2 protein-coding genes are annotated in these 2,543 nt (G+C 49.2%); both read right to left on the bottom strand.

The features are described 5' to 3' along the window. The coding region (locus IQR33_RS34505; protein WP_228014164.1) for an efflux RND transporter permease subunit at nt 1–1,596 on the bottom strand (1,596 nt) is incomplete at its 3' end. A 2-nt stretch (nt 1,597–1,598) separates the two neighbouring features. Next, the coding region (locus IQR33_RS34510) for a copper-binding protein (RefSeq protein WP_228014165.1) at nt 1,599–2,543 on the bottom strand (945 nt) is incomplete at its 5' end.

Raw genomic sequence — 2,543 nt, forward strand, 5'->3', positions numbered from 1 at the left:
CATGGTCTTAGGGTATTTTAAGCTGGTGTTCAACAACGGACGGTACAACGCGACCAAGCCACGGTTAACTGGGTTTTTGTGTTCTGGTAACACCTTACCGCGAATGAAGTAGCCCATAAGTACAGGGACGAGTGTGATTGCCAAACCTGCTGCCGCTGCCATGGCGTACGTCTTAGTGAGCGCAAGCGGCGAGAACATCTTGCCTTCTTGGCCTTCTAAGGCGAACACCGGTACGAAGCTAAGTGTAATGATCAGCAATGAGAAGAACAGCGGTGCGCCGACTTCTTCTGCGGCTTTGCCTATTACTTGCCAGCGGTTTTTATCGGTCAGTGGCGTTCGTTCAATGTGCTTGTGAACGTTTTCAATCATCACGATCGCACCATCTACCATGGCACCAATGGCTATCGCAATACCACCCAAGGACATGATGTTGGCGTTGATGCCTTGCCAATGCATTACGATAAACGCACTAAGAATACCAACCGGTAGGCTCAGAGCGATAACCAACGAAGAACGAATGTGGAATAGGAACAACGCACACACAATCGCGACGACGATGAACTCTTCTGCAAGCTTCTTCCAGAGGTTTTCTACCGCTGAATCGATAAGGGTAGAGCGGTCGTAGGTTGTAACAATTTCCACGCCTTCTGGTAGGCTGCGTTGCAGGTCTGCTAGCTTGTCTTTGACTTTCGAAATCACCTCACTGGCATTTTCACCAAAGCGTATCACGATAACACCACCTACCGCTTCACCTTCGCCATTCAGCTCTGAGATACCACGGCGCATTTGCGGACCAAGGTTAATGTCTGCGATGTCTCCTAAGAGCAACGGCGTGCCTTTCTCAGTGACTTTGAGAGGCAGTGACTTGATGTCTTCAATGCTGGTTAGGTAACCCGTGGTACGAACCATGTGCTCGGCTTCAGCCACTTCGATAACGGACGCGCCGGTTTCTTGGTTGCCGTTTTGGATTGCCATGTTCACTTGTTGCAAAGTGAGGTTGTACGCACGCAGCTTGGCAGGATCAATCTGCACTTGATACTGCTTCACCATACCGCCCACGGTAGCGACTTCAGAAACGCCATCAACGGTTTGCAATTCGTACTTCAGGAACCAGTCTTGCAGGCTGCGGAGATCCGCCAAATCATGCTTGCCGGTTTTGTCCTGTAATACGTAGCTGTAAACCCAGCCCACGCCAGTCGCATCAGGACCTAAGGTTGGTTTTGCGTTCGGTGGCAGCTTTGGTGCTACTTGGCTTAAGTACTCCAACACGCGTGAACGTGCCCAGTACATGTCGGTATCATCGTTGAAAATGATATAAACGTAAGAGTCACCAAAGAAGGAGTAGCCACGAACCGTCTCAGCACCAGGCACGGCAAGTATGGCGGTGGTGAGTGGGTAAGTCACTTGATCCTCAACGACTTGAGGAGCTTGACCCGGATAGCTTGTCTTGATGATCACTTGCACATCAGAAAGATCCGGAATCGCATCAACAGGCGTATTCTTTACACTGTAAAGTCCGCCTAATACAAGGGCTAAGGTCGCGACCAACACTAGGAATCGGTTGCTCAGTGACCAACGAATAATAGCATTGATCATAATTAACCCTCGACGGCTGTTGTTGCAGGAACTAGCTGTTTAAGAACGTAGTCAGATCCTTGTTTTTCAACTAGAAACCGAACTCTCTGTCCTTCTTCAAAACCCGATAGATCAACGTCTTCACCCACAGAGAAGTTCATCTCGCCAGCATCCCAGTTCCATTCTGCAACTAGTAGGTGGTTTAAGGTGATCATGCCAAAATCAGCCATCAGCATGCTAATGTCACCAGTTAGCCAAACTTCTGCGGCAATGACGCTGTTGTCTGCCTTATACTCGATGATTTGGTACTGACCGGACTCCGTCTTTTGCATTTCAAATTCGATAGCCTGACCTTTTTTCAAGTCACCCATTTCAACGCCATCTGCGAAAGTGAAGTTCATTACCATGCCCGGCCAATCCCATTCTGGTACAGGTTGGTGGTTGATGGTCAGCATGCGGTGATCTTTCATTACGTCTGTGATTTCACCTTTGGCCCATGCTGTTTCTGCCGCTGCTTCTACACCATTGATGCGAGACAGATCCGCCGACTGGCTTGATTCAGAGTCGAGCATGAAGTGAGATGAAGTAACGATCTTGTCACCCTGTTTAAGTCCTTGTAATACTTCGATTTGTTCGCCAGCTTCGCGGCCAACTTCAATTCGAGCTGAGCGGTATTTGCCTTCGCCCTCAGCCAGAACAACGCGAGTCATACCGCCAGAGCGAATAACAGATGACTTAGGAATCGTTAATACTGCGTCGTCAGTAACAGGCTGCAAGGCAATATTGGCGAACATGTTTGGCTTCAATGCGCCATCTGGGTTAGGGAATTTAAGGCGCACACGCAACGTACGTGTTTTCGGATCAAGGATTGGGTACACGTAATCTACGACACCTTGCCATTCATTGCCCGGAATCGCGTCAAGGGTCATCGTGGCTTGAGAACCTGCTTTCATCCAGTGTGCTTGACG

Origin of the sequence: Vibrio sp. OPT46 (assembly GCF_015163535.1) — a bacterium.
GTDB lineage: Bacteria > Pseudomonadota > Gammaproteobacteria > Enterobacterales > Vibrionaceae > Vibrio > Vibrio alginolyticus.